Here is a 22977-nt window from a genome sequence, read left to right as displayed (position 1 = left end):
TATTACTTATATTTTTCAAAAAAAAGATACTGACAATAATTTAATTATTGTCAGTATCTTTTTTAAAATTTAATTAGATTGTTAATTATAGAGTTTACTACTATTTTGTCTATTTTAGCATGGCAAATAGGACATATTTCAACTTCCAACAAAAGTTTTTTATATAGTTCTATTTTATTTATTAGGTATTCCTTTTTCTGGTCAATATTATGTTTAAGTTCTTTTCCTTGATTTAATACTATGTTTAATTCTTCTTTTTGTTTTTCAATTATTTCTATCTTCTCTTTTTGTTCTTTTAAATGAATTAACTTAAGATCAACATCTTCAATACCATTTAATTTATTTTTAATTAAATTAAATTTATCTATTCTATTTTTTATATTTTTTAATTCTTCTTCTAATATATATATATCCTTTAAACTTTGAGATTTTTCTTTTATTGTCTCATTTATTCTATTTAAATCTTTAATTTTATTAATTTGTTTTTCCATATCCAATAAAACATCATATTTATCTTTTAAATATTTATACTTTTTGTATATATTTGTTTTTTCACTTTCAATTTTTTTGTACTCATATAATTTTTTTTCTTCTAATTCTATTTTCTCATAAGAGCCTTTTAGGTTGGTCATTAATGAATGTGCTTTATTAACTTCTTTTAATGCTTCTACTTTCCCTCTTAATTCTGTTCCTAATTTTAACACTTTAGTAAGTTCAGTAGATTTCTCTTCAAGAATTTTTATTTTAAAGAACTTATTAGTTAGCAATTCAAACATATCTGTAATTTTTTCTTTATTTTCAGTTAGCTTTAGCACTTTCTTTTCTAATTCACTTATACTTCTTTCTTTTTCTCTTAACTCCATAGAAAATTTTGATAACTTCTCTATTAACTCTTTTTTTAATTTAATCTCATTTAAAATACTCTCTACCTTATAGATATTTTCTTCTAATTTAAAAACATAATTGTAGCTTTCTTTTCTTTCTTCTAATTCGCTTATTTCTTTTTCAATCACATTTTTTTTCAGATTTATTTTTTTTATATTCGAAGTCATGTCTTTTACTACTACATCTCCATATTGCGTTCCATATAAGCTCCCTACCAATTTCGCTTTATCTGTAGAGGACATATTTTTACCAACAAAAAACCAAGGATCACCCTGATTAATAAAATTTACATCAACACTACTTTTCTCAGATAATTTAACTTTGTTAAATCCTAAAATTTCTTGAACTGTTGTTATTGCTTTTGTATTAAAATATTCTACACAACCTTTGTTTGGATTAAATATTTCATATCCATTTTTCCCTTTTCTTTTATTTCCGTTTTTATCTTCATTGTTTTCTACTATCCTACTAATTACAAATCCATTACTTAAATATAATGTTATTTTAAAAAAGTCTTCTCCACTTAAAATCTGGTTTCTTGGATTTTTAATATAACAATCATATACTTCTCTTATTGCTCTAAGTACAGCAGATTTGCCTTGACCACTTACTCCAGATACAACATTTAACCCTTCCGAAAATTCAAACACTGCATGTTTAAAACAAGCGAAATTAACAATTTCTAATTCAGTTATTGTGTATTTCCCTTTTGAAGAAAAAGGAACTTTCATAAGTTTTATATTTTCCACAATATTATTAACTGCTTGATCTCTTATGTTATCATCTATGTTTTTATTTTTTGCAATGTTTTTTACTATATCTACTATATCTATTCCTTTAGTTAATTCAGCCTTATTCATTAAGCTTTTTACATCTTCTATTTTTTCTAATTTTTTTTCTTTTTTAACTATTTTCTCTCTTGATAAAACTTCACTTCCCTTTTTAGCACATGTTAAAAAAATTGGCTTTGTATTTATTCCATTTTTATCTACTTCTATTAAAATAACTTTTGGCATACGGTTAATTTCTTTAAGTTCTGCTGATAATCGAAATGGAGAACCTGGATTTATAAATTTCCTTCCATTAATAATAATTTCATCATAGCCAATATGGTCATGTCCATTTATGGTCAAATCGGCTTCAGTATAAGCTATTTGAGAAACAACAGTATGTTTAAACTTCTTCCCATAACTTTTAGGCATTAAGTATCCATGTACAAGGTGGATGTGAAAATCAGCCAACTTTTTATTAACAATATAGGCAGATTTATCTTCTCCATCTATGTTATGAGTATAAGGAGCTCCTGTTATTGCTAAAGAAAAACCTTCTTTATCCTTAAAAATGACTGGCTTTTCTTTAGTTGCAATTGTTATAGCTCCACAACTAATTAAAACATTTAAAGACGTCTCTTCTAAAGAAGAAATTTCATTCCCTATTAATTCATGGTTCCCTATTGTTCCAATAACAGGAATAGTATTTTTTAGTTCTTGTTCTATTTCTCTAAAAGTTGTCTCCCCTGTTTTCATTTCTAATACCTTATTATTTAATTGAGAGAACTTAAAATCTTTAGCTAAAGAAGCAAGTTCCGATTCTGATAGTCTATCTGAATTAAGGAAATCTCCCATTTCCAAAAAAGCATCTATTTTATATTTATTTGCTATTTCCATTATTTCTTTCGTCTTTTTCTGTCTTGTCTCTTTAAAATTATCTATTCGGCTCCCTGGAGTTTTACTGGAATAATGCCAATCTCCCAAAACTAAAAATCTTAACATATAAAAATCCCCTCTTTTTTAATTTATTTGTATAATACATTTTTTTATATTTATTATATATATAGTCAATATATTTTATAAATTATTTTATATTGTTTATAAAAAACACGTTTTATTTATTGACTATATTAAACGCAAGTATTATACTTTATTTATAGATAAAACATTTACTTTAATCTAAATAAAAAGTTTTATTATAATTATAAAAAACTTGTATTATATAAATATTTTTAATTTGAAAGGAGAAAATCGCTATATATTTTTAATAGCGACTGTATAGGAATTTGAACCCAAATATAGAATTAATTTTAGAAAAAAATGAAGAGTTTTCTTATTTATCTAAGTTGGCTGATAGTAAATATTTTGAGGTAAAAAAACTTAATGAAAGTATAGATTTAGAGGAATTAAGCTATTTGCCTTATATTGAATTAAAAAAATTATATGATTGCATAAAAAATAGAATTAGTCCTGAAAAACTAAATCAAATTAAAAAAATATTAATTAAAAAAACTAAAGAATTTTATCCAGAATTAAATAAGGTCCACAATTATCCTGAAATTAATAACATTGTTTTTTTAAATGAGGATATTAAAATTAAATTAGATGAGCTTTTAACAAAATATGAAAATGAAATAATTACACCAAACTTTTCTTTTTTAGAATTACAAACCTCCAATGAAACCAATATAAAAATTATAGATTTTTTATATGACTCAGGCATGTTAGAAAAAATATATAATTTAAAATGTATTTGTGAAAAATCTAAACTTAGTATATCCGAAAAGAAATTTAATAAAATGAAAGATGTTTTTTCTTTAGGAGAAGATGACTTCGCCTATGTGGACTGTGATTATTGTAATGGTAGAGATATATTTGATTTAGAAACCTTAAATGAGTCTGTTGAAGTTAAATACAGATTCATAAAAAGATCCCAAAATAATATATTACAGATATAATTAATGTTAAAAATAGTTGTTACAGGAAGACCAATTAGTAAATCAAATTTTAAAATCTCAGGAAAAAACGGACAGCCCATAATGCCAGCTAAAGGGAAGTATTCAAAATATAGAGAATATGAAGAATTAGTTTCTTGGAGTTCGTTAAAAGCAATTTCTGCTTCTAAATACAAAACTACTAAATTTAATGAGAATTTGACGACAGTTATTAAATTATATTTTCCAGACAAGAGAAATAGAGATATACACAACTATCCAAAGAGCATTTGTGATGGTATTGAAAAAAGTGGAATAATAAAAAATGATAAATTATTAAAACCTGTGATTATTATGGATTTTATAGACAAAGAAAACCCACGAGTAGAGATAGAGCTCTATCCTTCATCTGAATATACTTTTAAATATTCATTAGATAAAATTAAAGAATAGATTATTCATTATTTTTGATTATATTTTATTTTATTTTATATATTATATATAAATAATATATTTATATTATTTATACTATTAATTGTTAGAGATTATATTATTTAAATAATATTTTCTTTTTTAGGAGGACTTATGGATATAAAAATCATAAAAAAACATAACCAAGAAATAAGTAAAGATATCGAATTAGCCATTCATCAAAAACTAAATTTTTTAGAAGTATTTTTAAAAGAAAATGACTATATAAAAATTACAGTTGAACAAAATAAATCAAGCTATAAGATAGAATTATTATTAGAATACAACAAAAAAATCATAAAAATGGATGAAGTTTCAGAAGATTTTTTTTCAGCATTAGAAAAAATTACAAATCGATTAAAAAGAAAATTGTATAAAATATACCACATGAATTTAAATATTAATTCTAATAATATTCCTTTTAAAAAAGTTATTAAAACTACTAATAAGCAAAAAAAAGAAGATATAAAAAGAAAACAAATAAAGTTAAAACCAATGTCTGAGGAAGAGGCTTTTCTTCAAATGAAATTACTTGGATATTCTTATTTTTTATTCTATAATCAGAATTTTATAATGTCTTTAATACATTTAAATAAAAATGGTCAGTATGAAATAATTCAAGGATTTTTAAAATAAAACAAATATAAGAGTAGCTTAAGATTGAGCTACTCTTATATTATTAATGATATAATCGGGCAAAGAGCCAAGAATAGTATTTAATAAGCATTTTTGTTTTTCGTTATTTTTATAGAAAATGACATCAAAGAAGTCTTCTCCTCGTATATAATCCTTAATGATAAATTGATTCTCCATTATTTCATTAAGACCAAGTTCTAAATAGTTCATATTTTTTTTAAGACTATTTTTCCCACTCAAATGTACTTCATATTTCAAATGATCAATTGTAAATCTATATTTCTTATTTTGTAAATCTTCACCACTTCTAATTAGATAATTTCTTCTTCCCTCAAGAAAATAAGCAAGATTAATTGATTGTTGTAACTTTATTTTTTTCAATTCGTTTTCATACATAATGTCAGTTGACATTTTTTCCATATCGGGTGAAACAGATCTTTTTACCTTTACAATATCTCTTCCCTTTACGATATCTCCTTCATTACTAATATCTCCTTCATTACGAGAAATTTCAACTGAGCTAAAAAAGTTAAAAGACATTTCTTTAACTTGTCCAAACGCATCTGTAGATTTACTATAGATCGAATAATAAGGAAGTTTTAACAGTCTATTTTTTACATTATCATAATTTGCTTTTGTGCGAGACTTTAACCCTAAGTGTTTTAGTAAATCACTTAGATAAAAAGATGCAGTATCCAAATTAAAAAGTCTTTCAATGTAAATAATAATCTCAAGATCTCTTTTATCAAGGGATAGTTTAGGTAATGCTTTTTCTTCTGTCTCAAGATTATACAGTTCCATTTTAAAACTTTCAATTTGGCTATTTTCCTCATCTATCTTAAATTTGTAGGAAATATTTAATTGAGAACCAGTGTGGTTTTTAGCTCCATAAGTACCAGATTCAAACGAGTTATCATCATTTTTAATTATTTCAATATTTTTATTTCTTTTAGGGCGTAATGTAGGGAGAAAAATTCCTGGAACTACACTAATTGGTGTAGTTAATACTATATTATTTATATTAAATTTATATTGTTCTTTAAGTATCTCAGTTATGCATAAAAGCAAATCGTGCGTAAATGCCGAATTAATCTTAGCATCTGACATTTCAGATAAATATGGAAAGTCTGATATATTATAAGAACTATCTGTAGCCCATTCTTTTAATGTTTCTTTTCGCATCAAAAGTAATTCCTCTGGAGATTCTAAATCCATACTTTTAATTTTACCTTTGTTTTTTAAGAATTCTTCTTTTATTGTTATATATTCTTTTTTTAATAATTTTGCTTCAGCTTTATCGCTCTCCATTGAATCTAATGCCATTTTTACCCAGTTTTGTTTTAATCTCCAAGTCGAGGAAATTTCCCAAGCCCTCAATTTTTTTGCTTTAGCAGGCGTTGTTAGTAAATCTAACTTACCTGAAATTGTTGTAGATAAAAAATCTTCAAAAACTGTAGCAATTTCATCAATTGATTCGTATGATTTAATCATATGCACTTCAAAATATTTTTGAGTTATAAATTTAAATTTTTCTTGCTCATAGATAGCGTGCATTATTAAAATAAAATCTTCTCTTGCATTTTCTTTATTCAAAGTTACCACCTTTTTCTTATATTTGTATCTTATATTTTATATATTAACATAATATATGTAAAAAAATCATAATAATATATTTAGTTATAATTATTAATTGTATATTGTAATTTGTAAATATTCAATCTTTATAATCTACAATAACTTTTGCATACCAAAGTAGATACACCTAAAGACTACTATTTTATTAGTATATAATAAAACTACAATAACATCTGCATACTTTAATGATAGTAATTATGATAATAGTTATATACTTTCACAAGTAATAACTATAGATAATAATAAAAACTACAATAATATCTGCATATTTTTACAATTAATAATTATATGAATGTAAGAAATCGCAATAATATATATAGGTCTTTGTATTAGTATCTGTATTTAGAAATAAAAACTACAATAATATTTGCATACTTTTGTGATAATAACTATGTCTTATTATAAGAGTCATAAGCTAATCCATATGTTTATATATTAGTATATAATAAAACTACAATAGTATCTGCATACTTTTGTAAGAGTAAAAATTATATGATAGTAAAAAACTACAATAATATTTGCATACTTTTATATTAATAACTATTATATGTTTAAAAATACTATGGGTAATTATTTACTATCATAGTAATAATTATACATATCATTAAAACTACAATAATATTTGCATACTTTTATATTAATAATTATCCAATGTTAAAAACTACAATAATTTTTACATACTATCATAGTAATAATTATACATATCATTAAAACTACAATAATACTTGCATACTTTTATACTAATCACTATCCAATGTTAAAAACTACAATAATACTTGCATACTTTTATACTAATAATTATACATATCATTAAAACTACAATAATATCTGCATATTTTTATACTAATAATTATCTATTTTAATTAAAACTACAATATTATCTGCATACTTTTTTAATTTCAATTATGTATTATAATTAAAAATTACAATAATATCTGCATACTTCTATTCTAATAATCATCTATTATATCCAAAACTACAATATTATCTGCATACTTTTATGGTTTTAATTATCTTATTATAATTAAAATCCAATAGAATCTACATATTATCAGATATATAATGGTAAAAAATTACAATAGTGCTTATATATTTTTGTATTAGTATATATATTATACTAAAAAACTACAATAGTATTTGCATACTTTTATGGTGATAATTAGCATCTATTAAAGCTTCTGTTGTATATCAATAATATCTTAAGGTTTGTTCATTTAAAAACTACAATAATATTTGCATACTTTTAAGTACATTATATATTGTAAGTTAATACTCTTTTTATTAAATATTTATATTTAATTACTCAGACATGTCGAAAAACAATAAAAACATTGAGATTTTAAACTGATTTCATTTTATCTTTTATAAAACTACAATAATATTTGCATACTTTAATTTTTAGCTATTTTTCAGATTTCAAAATTACAATAATATCTGCATACTATTGTAGTTTTTTGATTTTTTTGCTTGCAAAAATTGTCGGAAAATTTTTTTTGTTTTATAAAGAAAAAATAAAAAAACTCAAACTGATTGCAAATACTTGTTTTGATGAAAACTACAATAATATTTGCATACTTTCTTTTTTCATTTAAATTTCAATGATATATCAAAAAATACAATAGAATCTGCATACTTTACTTTTGCATGTATCTTTTGTAAAATACGTTTTATAAAATGTAAAAAATATAAGAAAGGAGGTAAAAAAGTGGATAATAAATATATGTTTGATGAATTAAAGGCAAATGCAAGAATATCTAAATCAAAAATAAAAGAGATTATATCAGCTTTTAAAAGGAAAATAGATGTAATTAAAATAAATGATAATGGACTTTCTAAACTTGAAAAAGAATTAGGATTAACAAAGAATAATTATACAAAAATTATTTCTTCAAATAAGTCTTTAATAAAACAATATTTGTTATATCATTTTTTGCCTTTTGCAAATGATTGCTTTGTTAGAAAAAACATTTCTTATAAAGATATTGCTAAATTATGTAATATATCTATAGTTACTGCGAGAAGCAACCAAAAAACACTTTCTTATTTAGGACTTGCTTATTTTACTCCTGCTATTAATTATGGTAGATTTGATATTGTAATTGCAGATGAATATAAAAATCATTACAAAAAAGAAAATGGTGGTAGTGGTTATATAACTTTAACACTTAATCACTTAGTACATTTAATAAATTTAAAAAATGTAAATGAACTAAAAATTGAATTAAAAAAGCTTTTATGGATAGATGCTTGTAAAGCAAAAGGAAAAAAAATTAGATTTAGTAAAGATAAATTAGTAGATGTACTACCTTTATATATAAAAAAATCAGATAAATTTATTTTTGATGTTTTAAGTAGCAAAAATACAAAATTTAAAATGGTTGGAGATAGCTTAGAAACAAAGGATTATGAATCTAAAACTGAATTTAACAAAAAATTTGTATCTAAGGTAAGTGAAAAGATTAAGAATTTATTTGATCAAAACAATTATTCTTATAGTTATAATCACTCTAAACTACTTTTACAAAACAATAATTCTAAAGAAGATTTACGAAATCTGGAAGGAGAAAAAGCTTTAATTATAAATGACTTAGCTTGTTTAAGCTTAGAATTTGGTATTAGAAAAGTTTATTTAGGTTTAGATTATATGTTTAAAAACACTATCTACAATGACGATATAAACATAAATAAGATTAAAAACCCCGCTGGATTTTTAAGAAATTTTATCGAAAAGAAATTAATAACTTTTGGTAGTCTTTATTAATTAAAATAATATCATAAATGTGGATTAGTAAAATATTGCTAATTCTAATTTATGATGCAAATTTTTAAAAAGGCACAGGTTTTTAGAAAAAAATAATTTTTCTATAGCCTGTGTCTTTTTTTTGATAAAATTTTTATCCACTTTTTTAACAAAAAGAAAGTTTTTTTATTAACATAATAATTTTTTTAATTATAAAAAAAATAAAATTTATCTACAAAATATGTAATTATTATTAACATAGTTCAAATCATTTATTTTATATTTTCTTAAACATATTGCAAATGCTATAATAAAGCTATTATTTATAATCACTAATTAATGTTTTAAAATCTGTTTTAATTTATGTGTAATAAATATCTTTTTATATTTTATATATCATCATACTCATACTCATCTTCAATTTCAATATCAATACTTATTGGAATTGGATTTGTATTATCATTTATATTCTCTTCTAATTCAAAAGATTCTTCTTTGTTTTCTATTATATCATCTTTTTTTATAACGTATAGAATATCTTTATTTGGAAAATGATTACAAGCAACACTTTTAGAATATTCTGTTGCATAATCTTTATTTCTTTTAATTTGTTCATCATTGTATTCCTTTACCATTTTTTTTATTTTTTCATGCAAATCATTTGGGATATATTCGATTTGAGCGAGTGCTGGAATTTGGACAGTATTATTTTTAACTAAACAATGTGTAATTTGACCAAATGTTCTATAAATCAAATTGCTTGGAGAAAATCTTGGTTCATATCTTTCATCTACTTTTATTGTCATTTTTTCATCTGAAAATGAAGAAAAATAACGGTCTTTTGAATAAGATCTTCCTATAGTAGTTCTTAATTCTTCTCCAAACTCTTCAGAATAATATTTTGCATCAGTTATACTTATTCCAGGGTAAATAATTTTATTTCTTGCATTTGCAGAAACTAATTTAAGGAAACTATCCCCTTCTCTACCTACACTCATTTGGTCTCTTGCTTGTGTAGCCAAATGAGAAGCTACTCTATAGGAACGTCCTTGTGTCAACATTTCTCCAAAACCTTGATTTGCATAGACTTGGAACTCATCAATATACAACATGTTTTCTTTTCTACTATCTTCATCTCCAGGTCTACGAAAAACACTTGATTGTAATTGTAATATTATAAAATATCCAAGGAACTTTCCTAAATCTCTTAAAGAACCTTGTGTTGTTGTCATAGTTATAACCAATCCCTCTTCAAGAGCTTTATCAAAATCTATGTCTGTACCATGTCCTCTTGGTGGATTTAAAGCTTTTCTAAGGTACTCATTGGATACTAATTTGGATATTTGAGTTCTAACACCTGAGCAATGTTCATAGGTCTTGGTTCCTTTTCTATCACCTGTCATGCCTGAATAATAGTCTGTTAAAAACCAAATAGCTATTTCTTCATTTTCTTTTTGTTGTAAAGGATTGCTTACAGGTAACTTTGAAAATTCGTTTACTATTTTTTTACCTATCCCATTTGAGTTCCAAACAAGGTCATTTAAATCAATTAAAGTTGCATCATCTCCATATAACCTTTTTAATAACTTTACAGACTTTCTAATAAGACCATCTGACATATCTTTAAAAAATTGTGGAGAGTCAGGGTTTAACATGTTAAAAGTTGTAGCCATATTCTCTATAACTTCACTCTCATGACCAAACAAAGGATTAAAATAAGGACAGTCAGCAAGTAAAGGATTAAAATAAATCACTTCTCTATTATGGATTTTTGCCATTTGGTATACTTTTTCTGCAAGGTCGCTTTTTGGTTCAAGTACTGTAACTCCTATTTTTTTATTTTGTAAATCTTGATTTATCATAGGAATTATGGTCTGAGATGTTTTACCACAACCAGTAGGTCCAAGTATTAACATATGCAAGAATCTATCTTTTAATGGTATAAAGACAGGAGTATCAAGTATTTCTCCAGCTTTTCCATTAATAGACTCAATTTTTTTCCCTAAAATAACATCTCCAGGTTTTATTTTCTCTTCTTCTGGTTTAAATAGTTTAGAAGAAAAATTAATGTTATTTATTTGAGATATGGTCTCTCTAAAACTTTCTTGAGATGATAATCCTATAATAATACATAGATAGATAAAATTTAATAAATAGATAAAAACCATGATTAGTTTATGAAATTCAATATTCGTTGAATTTAAAAAAGATATTAAACTATGGTTTATAATTAATAACATCCCTAAAAATATAAAAAAACTAAATACTATGTTTTTTAGTTTAAAGACTTTAACCTCTTTAAAAGTCAGATAATATGCTATACTGGAAAAACTAACAAACAAGCATAGTATAATGCTACTTTTTCTAAAACATAATTGGATTAACAATAAAAAAATCTCAGCAAAAGATAAACCAGCTATAATAACATAAAATTTATCTTTAAGGATTTCTAAAATTTCATCTTTTTTCATTTAATTTAAAATTATGATAAGTCCTTTCGTAATATTAGCAAGCAAAATATTAAAAATACATAAGAAAAAGCTTACTATTATTGTTATAGTAAGCTTTAAAAAAAAGTATAACTTTCCATTATTTAATGTGTATATTATTAATTATTACTTAAAGATATCCAATAATTAATGTCTTTATAAGGCGTCTCATTACATTCATCATTAACTATTTTATAAAATAATGGATTTGCTTCTCCAGAGTCTATTATATAAGCATATAACAGAAAATTTTCAATCTTAAAATTTATTTTATAGACATCTTTAAAATGTTCAATTTTTGTTGAAATCTCAGCATATACACTATCTTTAGTATCTAAGACTTCGGAAGATAAAATTGTAACAGGTCCATCAAAAATAGGAGATAAACTGGTTTTTTCTAAAATAACATCCCTTCTGGATTCTTCTGGAATCATAAGTGTCCCAATTAAAATCATGTTTGGATCTTTTAAGTTTTTGACCATATATCCCTTACCCTGTATAGGTGCTGTAAGAGTAGATAACATAATATTTGCATCACTATAGACATTTCCTATTTTCCAATTATATTCTTCTTTAAACTTATATGTTTCTAATTCTTTGTCAACCTTATCTAAAATTTTATCGTAGTTAGCATTCTGAGCTAATTTTATTAAATTATTATACAATTTATCTGTATCCTCTTTTGGAAATTCGCTATTGTTATCTTCGCCTAATTTAACGCTATTTAATATTTTATTAGCATTTTCTCCATAAGTTTTTAATAGTTTATCCTTATCACTCATTTTACTTTTTTCTTCAGGAGACAACTTACCTAATTCTTTTTGTATATCTTTTTCTATTTTTTCTTGAGTTTCCCCCTTGTTATTATTATGATTGTTGTTTATTTGGTTATAAACAGAAACACTTGATATAAGCCCAAATAAAACAAAGGCAGTACTAAATAATATTACTTTTATTTTATATTTTTTATTTAACATATCTCTAATCCCCTTTTTATTTATATCTTAATAATATCTATACATATTTTCTTATAATTTATAAAACTAAATACTATATTATAGTACTAAAAAAGTGTTTTAATAAAAAAAATGTACAAAAGGATGTGTTTTTTTATGAAAGAAAAAAAATTAAATTATGAGGCAATGGTTAAAGAGCTTCCTATTCTTGAAAAAATAATTAGTGATGGAGGAAAAGCTTTAATCAAATGTGAAGCAGAATTAAATAACTTAAGGAACTCTTATGAAAAATGTAAAAAAGAAATAGAAAATCTTGGGGTTAATCCACAAAAGGTAGAAGAAGAGATATCCACACTAAAATCCTCTTTTAGTGAAAAATATAAAGAATTGGAAGAATTATTGCCAACTGAAATTATTAATGAAATTAACAATGTTAATGATTACAACAAAAGTAATAAAGATTTGATTTTTTAATAAAAAGAGAAAGGAGCTTTTTAAATGTATGAAAATGAAAGTGAATACTTTTTAACTTTTGATTTAGATATTTTATATTGTCCAAATAAAGAATTAAAATTATCCTGTAAAAAGCTTAATCTCCAAAATTTAGTATTTGAAAATTATAGTGGTAACATAGATAGTATAGACAGCAATTATAAACTAAAAGCCAAAGATGTGAACATTATAGTCAATAAGGTAATTAAAAATGAAATAGGTACAGAATTGGCTCATGAAGATATGTCTTGGATTAAAGAGTTTGAAACAAATTTTGTACTTAATAATAAACTTACTGTTTCTGAAGAAAAAATTATTTTTAATTATTTTATTCTAAAATTAATGCTATTAGGTTTTTCTCAAGATATGGCCAAAGAGATTGCAGTTTCATATAAATTATCTATAGAAAAAAATTGTACTTCAATTGATTTTTTGTCTTTTATTAAAGCTTTAGATATGAAATTAAAAAATAAAAAATTCTGGGTTAATTTTAATATGAACCATGAAAAAGATTTAGAATGCGAATTTATTAACATGATGTTTACCTATAAGGAAAAATTAGAAAATAGGTTTGACTTTACTATGTTTAAAGATAATTATTTAAATGTGTGTAAAAAATCTATAGTAAAAAAGATGTATGATTTTAATTCAAAAGGTTCTTATTTAGTTAAAAATCCATTAAGCGTAGAGAAACAAGAAAAATATCTTCTTTATGAATATAAATCAACCATTGCTGGAGTGATTAAGTATTTAATAACTAATGAATATCCAAGATTAGCAGTAGAAAGTAGCTTTTTAGATTATATTATAGAAGAAATGGTTTCTGTAGTAAAGCTATATTTAAAAATTTTAAAAAATGATGAAATTAATAAAAATATTAATAGTTTATAAAATTAAAAAATAATGAGGGATTATAGATATCCCTCATTATTTTTTAATTAGAATTTATAATCAAAATTATTATTTACATAACTTATATTTTCGGATTCTTTATTAAATAAAAAAGATGATATTTTTCTCTTTTTTTCTTTCTCCATTTCACCAAAAGAACTTTGTTTGTGATTATCTTCAGATTTAATTAAAATATCAATTTCTTTATTATTGTGAGATATATCTTCCCCAAAGATTAAGCGAGGGTCTACTGGTGTAGGTTCTCCTTCTAAATAACTAATATCTTTAATCATATTTTTATTTTTATACTCATCTTTAGTATTTTTTATTAACTTATTTCTTAATCTCTTAGATTTTTTTTCAAGATTTTCGATAAACTCATTGTCGAGAAATTTAAATTGCCCAGATCCTACAATTCTAACACCAGTAGATTTTAAAGACTCATAAAGAAAAGAATTTAAATGTTGCTGGTAAAAATCTGATGGATTTTTTTTCTCATAGATTCTTTTCTGATAGTATTGCACATCTTCTACATTTAAAGAATTAAGAAGTATTGTTGTTCTTATATTATTATCCAATAAAGCAGTATAATCTTTATTGTTAAGTAAAAATTGATTTCTTGATTGAAAGAATAAAATTAAGCCTATATTATAATCGTCTGAATAATTTAATAAATACTCAAGTGAGTCTAAATAGTAAAAAGAATCATCTATATATAGAATGTGTGGATTCCTTTGTGTTATATCTGTCTCTTGTATATCTAAAGTTAGTTGTAATAGTAGCATTTTAACAGCATTTATTGCATTATATTTATATTTTGCTACTTCCATGTCAATAATTACAATTTTTTTCTTTTTAATAGCTTCTTTATAATTTATAATATTTTCATTTATATAATCATATTCATATTTATCCATAAATAAAAAATGGTTTAATATTTCTATATTGGTACTTACCTTTAAAAATACTACTTCTCTATCATATTCTTTAGCTAAAGCATTTAAAGTATAAGCCATTTCTTTTTTAGTTACTATCAGAGTCATGCCTATCTTTTTATTTTGTAAATCCTGTGAAGCTAATGTAGGTAAAACTTTAGAGGTCTTCCCTGTCCCCTTTTTACCCAACACAATCATATTTAAATATCTATTTTTTTGTGAAATAAAAATTTCATTATTATTATTAGTGCCAATTATTAAATTTGTGTTTTTATTATCATTTTGCAAATTTTCCATTTAACTCTCCTATTTATCTTATTTGTCATAGCTTATTTTATATAATATACACTTCTATGATTAAATAAAAATATTTTCTATATGATAAAAAATACTACATCCACCTATTAAATAATTATATAAAATAAACAGAAATCTATAATATAGAAATAATTAGAAAGGAGAAAAGATATTGCAGGGCAAAACACATAAAATTGCTGGGATATGTATAGGAATTGTAACTGCTGATTATTTATTAAAACATCAATATAGTCAAAGCATGTTATTTTCTATTGTTACTATAGGAGTTATAACTATTACTTCTCCATATTTAATAAGAAAGATTCCTTTTAATATAAAAAATAAATTAATATTATTTTTTATATTAGGACTATTTTTTTTATTTAAAAAACTAAATTTAGATTATTCTTATATAGAACAATCCTACTTAACTTTTATAATATTATTTGGCTCAATAGCAGGTTCATTGTTGCCAGATATAGATCATCCTAATAGTAGCTTAGGTAGTAAATGTAAACCCCTCTCAAACCTTTTAAATAGTAAATTTGGACATAGAGGATTTATCCATTCTCCTATCCTTTTAATAGGTTCTATGTTGGTATTATTTCTATTAGTAGATATGGTTAATATAAACTATCAAATTTATTATATTTCTTTAATAGTTGGTATTTCTATAGGATGGATTAGCCATCTATTGTTAGATTTTATTACAGTTTCTGGTATACCCATATTTTATCCTATTTCAAATAAGAAATTTAGAATTCTTAAATTAAAAACAAGTAAACATGATTTATTAGTTGCTATTGTATGCTTGGCTATTACGTATTTATATATTTTTTTGTAATAAATTATAAAATATTTTTAAATATAAAAAATAAATATAAATTATTATAAATAATATGAAATATAATAAAAAAATAAAATATATTATATTTTATATAATTATTTAATAAAAATAATAATAAAAAAATAAAATTTAAAATTATTTAACAAGGGATGTGAAAAAAATAAAAAAATTACAAAAAAAAATAATTTTTAAAATAAATAGTTTGATATTCTCACCTATTTTATTATTAAATATTTTTAGAATAGACGCTTTTTCAGTTAATGAAGAAAATATAAAAATAAAAGCTTCAACTGATGCTGGCTTTTTAGAGAGTTTAAAAAAAGTACAGTCAACATATAGTTTTTACTTTAATGTTTTTATTGGAGTTTGTATACTTTTAAGTTTAGCTGTTTTATTAATCCATCTTATTAAATTAGGAATGGTTGGAGGAAATCCTCAAGAGAGAAAAATTGTGTTAAACAACATGTTTATATCTCTTATATGTTTTTCTATGATAAGTGGAGGAGCTGTAATTTATTACTTGTTATTCTTTTTATTTTAAAAAAATAGTAGAACAATATTGTTCTACTATTTTTCGAAGTATTTTAGTTTAATTATTTTGAGTTTCTTGTGCTCTGGCATATATTTTAGAAAACCTGTAGATAAATTATTAAAAATTCTCTCATCAGTTCCAAACCTAACTTTTTCTAAATTAGTTGTATTAAAAACCAATCTTGATGCATCAACAGCTAATTCATCTGTTTCTGTAAAAACAAATAATGTAGGTACTACCTGGCTATCAAGATAATATTTTTTCCAAGAATTTGTACTAAGAAGTCTATCAAGCTTCTCTATTCTTTTAGAAAAAAGAATAGGTATATCAAACTGGCGAGTAACTTCTCCTATGAAATAGTTTTTAACTCCATTGCTTTCAATAGCAAATTCAAAACTTGGAGAAAGATTTATCTTATCTGCTTTTCTAAGTGGATGAGTTTCAAAATAAACTACATTACATACATCTAATAATTTTAAATAAAAATTAGTTATAAAGAGTTCTTTCCCTACATTTTCAGATGAATTTAAATTTATAGATGTTTGCCAATTCACAGTATCTTGTTTTGAATAATTTGTTAATAAAAATTTCCCTCCTAAATCCAAACAATATATATTAAGTGCATCAGCTTGATTCTTTAAATCATCTATCTTTGATAGAATAAATTTATTCAAAATGCCATATTGAACAAGTTTATCAAGCCTGGATTTTATACTAATAAAAGAAGTCTCTTTTTCTTCTTCTCCTTCGTTATATTTCTTTAAAGTGAGGATGTTATTGATTTTTAAAAAATCATATATATTATTAGCAGTGGCAAATTTAAAATTAAATAAAAATTCAGCAATAGCAATATCTCGGTTAGATAATTTTTTATCTGTAACTAAATTTAAGACTTGATGTTTAGAAATATTATTTCTAAATTTATTTTGAAAAATTTGTTTATAACCTTCTGGTATAGACTTATAGATATTAGAGTCTTTTATATACATAAAATTACTATTCCTTTCATTATAATAAAAAAATTATTAATTAAAAGGCAAGTTCAAACCTGCCTTTTAATTAAAGAATTGAAGTTATACTATTATTTAATATCTTCTGTTAGTATTCTTATAATTTTACCCTTTATTCTATAAATAAGTTTTTCAGAATTAGCATCTTGCTTAGTTTCTACTTTTTTTATAAGTAAAGATACTTTATCTCCTTCAACTAATTCGTAATCTGAAAAAGTTGGAATAGGAGATAGGACATCTAAATTAGGAGCTATACATACAAAGCAATCGTCTGTTCTTATTGTTCTAACAGATCCAATAACAACAGAACCAGTCGTAAAAGAATCCATGTCAATTATAGCGTTACTTTTGTATTTTTCTACAGCTTCAACGTATATTCTTTTATTGCTATTAACTTTAAATAATTTAACTTTAATAACATCATCTACTTTATATATATCAGACACATTTGTATAATCATCTGAGAACTCTGTATTTCTTATTGTTACTGTAGTTTCATTAATCTCTAAGTATGCACCAAATTTTTCTAAGTGTACAACCTTAGCTTCAAATTCTTCTCCTTCTTCTAACTTTTTAATTAATTGATCTCTATCTTTTTCTTTTATTTCTTTACGAGAAGCTAACATTTTAACTTCATTTTCTTCGCTCTCAATTATATCAGTTAATATAAATTCTATTTTTTTAAATAAATAAGGTGTAAGTGAACGATTTGTTTGTCTTATATCAATGTCTTCTCTTTTCATTATTACTTCTCCTCCATCTTCTAAAATTATTATTAAGATGTCAGAGTTTAATTCTTCATCGAATTTTACAAGTCTTACTGTTCCACTTAAAACTTTTTTTTCTTCCATGTAATTTTTGTATCTCTCTAAAGATTCTTTATTAATGTTTTTCATATTTTTTTATTTTCCTCTCTTTTTTTAAGATTTTTTTTTAAGATTTTTTAGTAACTCCCTAAAAGTATTTTTCTTTTTTTCTTTTTTCTCACAATTATCTCTTTTTAAAGTGTGTTTTATCTCTATATTTTTTCTCTTATCTTCTTTTGGTGGAGTTATTTCAATACATTTATTTGTATTTTTCCTATTATAGTATTTACATGCATTATTTAATTCCATTTTTTGTGTACTACCCTCAAAATTATTTAAAAAACTTAAATTAATTGAGGATGTATTTGCTTGCTCCTTCTCTTTTTCAACTGGTTGATTTTCTTTATTTGAAATGGATCCTGCTTCCTCAATTAATTTATTTCCATCTGTGTCATATGTTTGCTGAGTTTTCAGCTCATTTACTAAGTCATGAATATTAAATTTAATTGAATCTAATAAATAGTTCTTGGATACTGTTAAATTACTTGTTTCTTTAGTTTCTTTACAAAATGAAGTACTTTTTGGGGGAATATTTTTAGTTTCTTTAGTTTCTTTAGTTTCTTTTCGTTTTAGGTTTGATTTAACAATTAAATCTAATTTATTCCAAAGCTCAATTTCAGCCAAAGGTTTTTTTATATAATAAGAAGTATATTTTAATATTTCATCTCTAATTAACTGGTCTGAGAGGGAGGTAAGTACTATTATATTTATTTCTTTAAAATTTTCACTAATCTCTTTTATTAATCTAATTTCATTTAATGTGTTTATGTCAATAATAACAATTTTTATTTTATTTTTTTCTATTTCTTCTAATTCATTACCAGCTACACACTCTTTATTAATTACACTAAAACTACACTTATTTTTTTGGGGTTTATTGTTAATAGCTGTTTTTATTATATTGCTTATAAAAAAAGTACTATTAATAATAAGAATCTTATATAAGTTATCCACTCTAAGCACCTTCTTAATCATTTTATTTATATATTATATTATTAAAAATAATAAAAATAATGATTATTTGTAGGACAAAAATGATATAATTATATTGAATATAAAAAATAAAAAAGGGGATATTTATGGAATACTATATTAAATTTGTAATTAAAAAAATTAATTATAGAGATAATGAAAAGAGATATTCAATTTGTAAAGCTATATTAAAAAATAAAATAGATAATAATTCCACTCAAGAAATTACTGTTAAGGGGTTTTTCCCTATTCTTTATGAAGGAGATGAATATGAAGGAAAGGTAACAAAAAAGTTTGATGATATTTATGGAGATTTTTTTTATTTAGAGGAAATACCTAAAATTATTATACCTGAAAGTAAGAAGACCTTAGCAGAGTTTATAAATAAGAGAGTTAAGGGGCTTAGTTTAAAAAAATCATTGGAAATAGTTGAGATTTTAGGGATGGGAGTTCTAAAATTAATAAAAAATGATTATAAGATTTTATTGACTGTTCCTAAAATAACAGAGAAAAAAGCAAAGCTTATATATCAACAACTAATTGAATTTGAAAATTTTCAAGAATTAGCTTTCTTTATACAAGGAATGGGAATAGCTACAAGGATAGCAATAAAAGTGTATGAGATCTATGGAGAGCTTAGTTTACCTAAGATACTTAATAATCCCTACTCTATTTGCACTAATGGTAATATAAAATTCATATATGCAGATAAAATAGCTAATAACCTTGGGTTAGGTTCAGATAACCCTAAACGTGTAGTGTGTTCCATTTTGGAATATCTTAATTATAGAACAGACAGTAATGGAGACATGTGTATATATAAAGATATGATTTTTAGCAACTTAAACAGATTTTTAAATAGATTTAGTAGTTATAGCAATAATAATATATCAGAAGATCAAATTAAATTTGCATTAGAGGAGTTAGTGGCATTAAAGTTAGTAATTATAGAAAAAGATGAAAAAGGAAATACTTACATTTATAAGAGTTTTTATAATTATGTAGAGAATAATATTGTTAATAACATAAAAAACTTATTAAATAAACCTAAGTCTGAATTTTTACAAAAAAAAGATATAGATAATTTCATATCTTATTATGAAAGTAATTTTTTTACTTTAGACTTAAAAAGAAAAGAAGCTTTAAATACAGTTTTAAATAGTAAGCTATCTATTATTACAGGTGGTCCAGGTACAGGAAAAACATTTTTAACAAATATTATTGTCAATTGTTTAAAGTATATAAATCCTAAAGTTAGAATAAGATTACTTGCTCCTACAGGAAAAGCTTCTAACCGCATGAAAGAGTTAATAAAAATGGAATCTTCTACTATTCATAGGGGGTTGAAGATAAATCCATATAAAAACACAGAGTTAGAAGAAATAACAGAAGATGTTGTTATCATTGATGAGGCATCAATGATAGATGCTTCTTTATTTGACAAATTAATCTCAAAAATCCATGAAAATACAATGATTATAATAGTAGGAGATGTGGACCAACTTCCTTCTGTTGGAGCAGGACTAATTTTAAAAGATTTAATAGACAGTAATATAATACCTGTTGTTAAGCTTAATAAAATATTTAGACAATCGAAAGATTCAAGTATAATTTTAAATTCTCATAAAGTTAATTCAGGATTGTTAACAACTTCGAAAGATGGGATTGATGTATCAAATAAAGCTGGAAGTGACTTTATTTTTTGGAAAGAGAGCAATATTTTTAAAATAAAGAGTAATATATTAAGAAGCATAAAATGTTTAATAGAAAAACACAATTTTAAATTTGAAGATATTTATATATTAACACCATTAAAATTAAATGAAATTGGAGTTAAAGAAATAAATAGAGTTTTACAACAAGAATTTAATCCTAAATCCTCTAATCCAGAATATTCAATAGATAATTATAATTGTCTTAGAATAGGGGACAGAGTAATGCAGAACTCAAATAATTATAATTTAGGTGTATTTAATGGAGATATTGGAGTTATAAGAAAAATATACACGAAAGTTTCTCAAAAAGGAATTCTTGAATATGAAATAGAAGTAGAATATAAATTGCATGAGAAAAATGTGATTTACACTGAAGACTTAATTGATGAATTAGAATTAAGCTATGCTATGACTATTCATAAAAGCCAAGGAAGCGAGTTCCCAGCTATAATAATGCCAATTCATCACAGTCAAAGAGCATCTTTAAATAGAAACCTAATTTATACAGGCATGACAAGAGCAAAAGAGAAATTAATTATGATAGGAGAAGAAGAAGCCTTAAATTATTCAATAGAACAAACTAATTCATTGAATAGGATATCCAGGCTAAGAGAAAAACTTGAAAGATTGAAACTTGAAAACAAGATAGCAAGTTAAAAAACACTATTATTATAATAGTGTTTTTTCTTTATTAAATAAGTCTAAGAATAATAAAAATTTAATTGAATATTCTTCATCAAATTGTATATTTAGGTTATTAAATATTTCAATTTTTATTTTTTCATAACTAAGTTTATCTTTATAGCTTCTTTTATTGTTCATAGCATCATAAGCGTCAATAATTAAAATTATTTTGAGAATTTCATACAACTTACTATATCTTAAAAAGCAGAGGTTTTTATGATGAAGTCTAATAAGAGTATTAATATCTAAAGACAAAATAGGAGATTTGAACTCAGTATGTCTTTTTATATATAAATATTCATCTTTAGATAATTTATCTTTTTTATACAACAATTTAGGATCTAATGTCAGCTTGCCAATATCATGGAGTAGACAACCTTCAATTAAAGTTATTTTTTTATCTCCACTTAACATTAATACCTGAGAAAAGTAAAAGGCGAGCTCCTGACATCTAAACAAATGGTAAAATGTTTCTCTATGTATAGAGAAGAGTTCTAATTTAGATATTTTATTATAGATATTATAGTTTTTAATGTAATTAATTTCTTTTATCAATAAGATTACTTCATTTATTGTAGAGATTTTTTGATTTTCTGCTATCAAGTATTTGAATCCTTTCTTATAAGAATAACTTTATATTTCTTTCTCAATATATCGCAGGAGTTAGTATTTTTACCAGCTATAAGTAAGATATCATCTCTTATATAACATTTTCCAATAAATTTTATATTTATTTTATAATTATCTAATAGCTCATTCATCTCTTTTAAGGTGTTATTAATGACCCATTTATGCGTATTGAATCTAATAACTTTAACTTTTCTCCTATTAAGTTCTAATAAAGATTTTTTAAAATCAAGCTTAATAAAATCAGCTATTTTATCTTTATCTGAAGATATATCATAGTTTAAATTTTTGAATATATCTAAATCAAGTAAATTCATGCTTAAATGTTTTGTTGGGGCGAAAAAAATAGTTAGAGGGGTAATTCTCTTAGTACTAAGCACAATAATAATTAATATAGGTTGCATAGTTAAATAAGAACCTAAACCTTTAAATATATAAAGTAATATAAATAAAAAGATATTTAATCCCATATATAAATTTAATGGTTTTTTTAATGTATTGTTTGCTATCTTAAGTAAAAATAATCTAATATAAAACATATTTTTCCTTTCTATCTATATTTAATACAATGTTTGTTTCACGAGAAACCAATA

General features: G+C 23.4%; 19 protein-coding genes. 9 read left to right on the top strand and 10 right to left on the bottom strand.

Annotated elements, in window-relative coordinates; all coding sequences use genetic code 11:
* Positions 1 to 62: 62 nt before the first annotated feature.
* Entirely contained in the window at positions 63 to 2657 is a 2595-nt protein-coding gene (locus IC218_RS17000; protein WP_227825024.1) for an AAA family ATPase, read from the bottom strand.
* Between the two features lie 284 nt (positions 2658 to 2941).
* Here IC218_RS17000 and IC218_RS16995 point away from each other — a divergent pair, with 284 nt between their 5' ends.
* The 3 genes from IC218_RS16995 (at position 2942) to IC218_RS16985 (ending at position 4696) form a co-directional block, all read left to right on the top strand.
* Entirely contained in the window at positions 2942 to 3613 is a 672-nt protein-coding gene (locus tag IC218_RS16995) for a hypothetical protein (protein WP_227825023.1), read from the top strand.
* Between the two features lie 3 nt (positions 3614 to 3616).
* Complete coding sequence (locus IC218_RS16990) at positions 3617 to 4042, top strand: RusA family crossover junction endodeoxyribonuclease (protein ID WP_227825022.1); 426 nt, start codon at positions 3617 to 3619, stop codon at positions 4040 to 4042.
* A gap of 132 nt (positions 4043 to 4174) precedes the next feature.
* A complete protein-coding gene (locus IC218_RS16985; RefSeq protein WP_227825021.1) occupies positions 4175 to 4696 on the top strand; it encodes an HPF/RaiA family ribosome-associated protein in 522 nt (173 codons plus the stop codon).
* Positions 4697 to 4714: 18 nt separating this feature from the next.
* Here the strand turns inward: IC218_RS16985 and IC218_RS16980 are convergent, their stop codons facing one another.
* Entirely contained in the window at positions 4715 to 6298 is a 1584-nt protein-coding gene (locus IC218_RS16980; protein ID WP_227825020.1) for a hypothetical protein, read from the bottom strand.
* A 1738-nt stretch (positions 6299 to 8036) separates the two neighbouring features.
* Between IC218_RS16980 and IC218_RS16975 the strand changes: the two genes are divergently transcribed.
* On the top strand, positions 8037 to 9092 hold the full coding sequence (locus tag IC218_RS16975; RefSeq protein ID WP_227825019.1) for a hypothetical protein: 1056 nt from the start codon (positions 8037 to 8039) through the stop codon (positions 9090 to 9092).
* 368 nt (positions 9093 to 9460) lie between these two features.
* On the opposite strand, the gene IC218_RS16970 is transcribed toward IC218_RS16975, so the two are convergent.
* Together IC218_RS16970 and IC218_RS16965 are read right to left on the bottom strand one after the other, a co-directional pair.
* Complete coding sequence (locus IC218_RS16970) at positions 9461 to 11311, bottom strand: type IV secretory system conjugative DNA transfer family protein (RefSeq protein ID WP_227825018.1); 1851 nt, start codon at positions 11309 to 11311, stop codon at positions 9461 to 9463.
* Positions 11312 to 11679: 368 nt separating this feature from the next.
* Complete coding sequence (locus tag IC218_RS16965; protein WP_227825017.1) at positions 11680 to 12537, bottom strand: hypothetical protein; 858 nt, start codon at positions 12535 to 12537, stop codon at positions 11680 to 11682.
* 135 nt (positions 12538 to 12672) lie between these two features.
* On the opposite strand from IC218_RS16965, the gene IC218_RS16960 reads away from it, so the two are divergent.
* Both IC218_RS16960 and IC218_RS16955 read left to right on the top strand, forming a co-directional pair.
* Positions 12673 to 12990, top strand: coding sequence for a hypothetical protein (locus IC218_RS16960; protein ID WP_227825016.1), 318 nt, complete (start codon positions 12673 to 12675; stop codon positions 12988 to 12990).
* Positions 12991 to 13014: 24 nt separating this feature from the next.
* Positions 13015 to 13899, top strand: coding sequence for a hypothetical protein (locus tag IC218_RS16955; RefSeq protein ID WP_227825015.1), 885 nt, complete (start codon positions 13015 to 13017; stop codon positions 13897 to 13899).
* A 47-nt stretch (positions 13900 to 13946) separates the two neighbouring features.
* Here IC218_RS16955 and IC218_RS16950 read toward each other — a convergent pair whose 3' ends face one another.
* Entirely contained in the window at positions 13947 to 15131 is a 1185-nt protein-coding gene (locus tag IC218_RS16950) for a conjugal transfer protein TraG (RefSeq protein ID WP_227825014.1), read from the bottom strand.
* 172 nt (positions 15132 to 15303) lie between these two features.
* Here IC218_RS16950 and IC218_RS16945 point away from each other — a divergent pair, with 172 nt between their 5' ends.
* A complete protein-coding gene (locus IC218_RS16945) occupies positions 15304 to 15975 on the top strand; it encodes a metal-dependent hydrolase (RefSeq protein WP_227825013.1) in 672 nt (223 codons plus the stop codon).
* A gap of 154 nt (positions 15976 to 16129) precedes the next feature.
* Positions 16130 to 16519, top strand: a complete 390-nt coding sequence (locus IC218_RS16940; protein ID WP_227825012.1) for a hypothetical protein — start codon at positions 16130 to 16132, stop codon at positions 16517 to 16519.
* A 26-nt stretch (positions 16520 to 16545) separates the two neighbouring features.
* Here the strand turns inward: IC218_RS16940 and IC218_RS16935 are convergent, their stop codons facing one another.
* From IC218_RS16935 to IC218_RS16925, 3 genes are all read right to left on the bottom strand, one after another.
* Positions 16546 to 17499 (bottom strand): hypothetical protein, encoded by a 954-nt coding sequence (locus IC218_RS16935; protein ID WP_227825011.1) that lies wholly within the window; start codon positions 17497 to 17499, stop codon positions 16546 to 16548.
* Between the two features lie 92 nt (positions 17500 to 17591).
* Positions 17592 to 18416, bottom strand: a complete 825-nt coding sequence (locus tag IC218_RS16930; RefSeq protein WP_227825010.1) for a S1 RNA-binding domain-containing protein — start codon at positions 18414 to 18416, stop codon at positions 17592 to 17594.
* A gap of 24 nt (positions 18417 to 18440) precedes the next feature.
* Positions 18441 to 19340: a response regulator transcription factor gene (locus tag IC218_RS16925; protein WP_227825009.1), complete on the bottom strand. Its 900-nt coding sequence runs from the start codon at positions 19338 to 19340 to the stop codon at positions 18441 to 18443.
* A 125-nt stretch (positions 19341 to 19465) separates the two neighbouring features.
* Between IC218_RS16925 and IC218_RS16920 the strand changes: the two genes are divergently transcribed.
* Entirely contained in the window at positions 19466 to 21730 is a 2265-nt protein-coding gene (locus IC218_RS16920) for an AAA family ATPase (protein WP_227825008.1), read from the top strand.
* 12 nt (positions 21731 to 21742) lie between these two features.
* Here the strand turns inward: IC218_RS16920 and IC218_RS16915 are convergent, their stop codons facing one another.
* Together IC218_RS16915 and IC218_RS16910 are read right to left on the bottom strand one after the other, a co-directional pair.
* Complete coding sequence (locus tag IC218_RS16915; RefSeq protein ID WP_227825007.1) at positions 21743 to 22312, bottom strand: HD domain-containing protein; 570 nt, start codon at positions 22310 to 22312, stop codon at positions 21743 to 21745.
* A gap of 44 nt (positions 22313 to 22356) precedes the next feature.
* A complete protein-coding gene (locus IC218_RS16910; protein ID WP_227825006.1) occupies positions 22357 to 22923 on the bottom strand; it encodes a hypothetical protein in 567 nt (188 codons plus the stop codon).
* Positions 22924 to 22977 lie beyond the last annotated feature (54 nt).

The sequence above is a fragment of the Clostridioides sp. ES-S-0005-03 genome (assembly GCF_020658455.1).
Lineage (GTDB): Bacteria > Bacillota > Clostridia > Peptostreptococcales > Peptostreptococcaceae > Clostridioides.
This window is presented reverse-complemented; position numbering and strand designations above follow the sequence as displayed.